The 2363-nt window shown below is 27.4% G+C and carries 3 protein-coding genes; all 3 read right to left on the reverse strand.

Annotated elements, in window-relative coordinates; translation table 11 throughout:
- Positions 1–156: 156 nt before the first annotated feature.
- The 3 genes from NSA58_RS19010 to NSA58_RS19020 all read right to left on the reverse strand — a co-directional run bounded on the left by NSA58_RS19010 (position 157) and on the right by NSA58_RS19020 (position 1917).
- Positions 157–1134, reverse strand: coding sequence for an SPFH domain-containing protein (locus tag NSA58_RS19010; RefSeq protein WP_039680643.1), 978 nt, complete (start codon positions 1132–1134; stop codon positions 157–159).
- 52 nt (positions 1135–1186) lie between these two features.
- Positions 1187–1372: a hypothetical protein gene (locus NSA58_RS19015; protein ID WP_039680642.1), complete on the reverse strand. Its 186-nt coding sequence runs from the start codon at positions 1370–1372 to the stop codon at positions 1187–1189.
- A gap of 74 nt (positions 1373–1446) precedes the next feature.
- Entirely contained in the window at positions 1447–1917 is a 471-nt protein-coding gene (locus NSA58_RS19020) for an HAD family hydrolase (RefSeq protein ID WP_039680641.1), read from the reverse strand.
- Positions 1918–2363: the final 446 nt, after the last annotated feature.

The raw sequence follows: 2363 nt of genomic DNA on the forward strand, positions 1-2363 counted from the left end.
ATTACAATATTCCTTTTTTATATATTGATTTTTTTAACTTTCTAATTAATTTATAAATTTTATATCCAAATACCATATCTAATATTTGTTAATATTAATAACTTTTGTATTTTTGTAAAAAAGCTAGATAGTAGTAATACTATCTAGCTACATATATTAATTAATACTTCCGCTATTTACAATAGGTTGAGCATCTTTATTTCCACAAAGAACAACTAATAAATTACTAACCATAGATGCCTTTTTCTCATCATCTAGTTTTACAATATCATTTTCATTTAATGAATTAAGGGCCATTTCTACCATACCTACTGCACCTTCAACTATTTTTTTACGTGCTGCAATAATTGCTTCTGCTTGCTGACGTTGAAGCATAGCCGCTGCAATTTCTGGAGCATAAGCTAAGTGAGTTATTCTTACTTCACATACTTCAAGACCTGCCACATATACTCTTGACTGTAACTCTTCTTTCAATTTATCCGCAACTTCTTGGGATGATCCTCTAAGAGTTTTTTCCTCTGATGCATCATTCACATCATAAGGGTAAAGTCTTGCCACATTTCTAAGAGCTGTATCACATTGAATAGATAAATAAGTTTTATAATTGTCAACATTGAATACTGCTTTCGTAGGATTTATGACTTTCCAAATTACAACTACCCCTATCATTATAGGATTTCCTATTTCATCATTTACTTTTTGTATTCCATTATTTAATGTTAAAGTTTTAAGAGATACTTTTTTTGTTGCAGATGTTAGAGTAGCTTCTGCCTTACCTTCATCCTCTTTTCCCTTAGTCATTCTAAGTGTTGCTGATTCATAAGTTGGGTTTATAGCACTGCAAAATGGATTCACAAAGTAAAAACCTTCTTTTGAAATTGTTCCATAGTAATTACCAAACAAGACCAGTACAATTGCCTCATTAGGATTTAATATTTTTAATCCACAAAGCATAAAAATGCCAAAGATTAAACATATAATTCCTAATATTGTTGGAAAAACTATATCTTTAATTACTGTAAAGTAAATTGCCACCGGGAAAATCAATATTAAAATTAATCCAATAAGTAACCCCATCCAACCACTTATAGGTTTAAGTTCTTTTTCATCAAATTTTATTCTTTCTTCTATCATAATCTTACCCCCTTAAAATTAAATGATATCCTGTAAATTTACTCTGCTTTTATTACTCTTTTACAAAAAACAAATATGCTATTGTAAAAACAACCTGCCAAAATGTTAATACTATTCCCATTGCATACTGTTTAGATATAAATAATTGATATATCCAAACAGCAACAAACAAAATTGTAAATAAAATATATAGAAATAAAATAAAATTATTGCTTGAAAATTTCTTATTTGAACTCAATCATATTGCCTCCCAAATACAAAGTGACTAAAAATATATATTACAGGATATCATTATAATATATTGTACTATATTTACCATCGTAAATCTGCTTTTATATGATTTGGAATTAAAAATAAATTTAATGCCTCTCCTATACTTCTAGTTACTATATCGCTATTAATTATAAGCTTACTACAAGTGCCTTCTCCTTCAATAACTGCCACAGATAATTCAGCATTTTTAAACATTTCTATATCATTAAATCCATTACCAATTGCTGCAGTATACTTTTGTCCTAACTTCTTCACTAACTCACTTTTATGTACTCCTGCACATCCAGTTGGGATAGTAATTACTTTTAAGTCTAATTTTTCGCACTCTTCTTGTGCCACTCCGTATGTATCAGCTGTAATCACATATATATTTATTAATTTTGATAATTCAGTTAAGGGTTTCTTAATATTTTCTAAAATTCTTCCATCTACAGCTATAGTCCCATTAAAATCAAGAACTAAATTATCCAACTCTAAACTTTCTCTTCCTGGTATATCAACCTTAATCATGATATTATTTCCTCACTTTTTATAAATTTTAAGTTACAATGCATTAAATATATTATTTACTCAAAGTTTGTTTAGGTCAATAAAATGATATTTTTCACATACAAAACATAGTATGTTTCATATAGTAATAATCTTTTAGGTTTAATGCTTAAACATCTTGCAATGGATAATCCCTGTTTTCGATCTCCAGGTATTTTTTCTGTAAACATATAAAGATCATTTTTTACTTCTCTTGCAATCATACCAAAATCTGCTGTCTTATCAATTATTACTTATACTTCCTGACCTAAACCACCTACTAATGCATCTATTTCTATATTATATTCATAGAAACCTTTATTTGACTCGAATTAAATCTTAATAAATCTTTTCTATATTTAATTATATAGATTTATCATAACATCATATATTATAATATAGTAAATATATAAAATAACATACAAAGT

This window comes from Terrisporobacter muris, from assembly GCF_024621905.1.
Classification (GTDB): Bacteria; Bacillota; Clostridia; order Peptostreptococcales; family Peptostreptococcaceae; genus Terrisporobacter; species Terrisporobacter muris.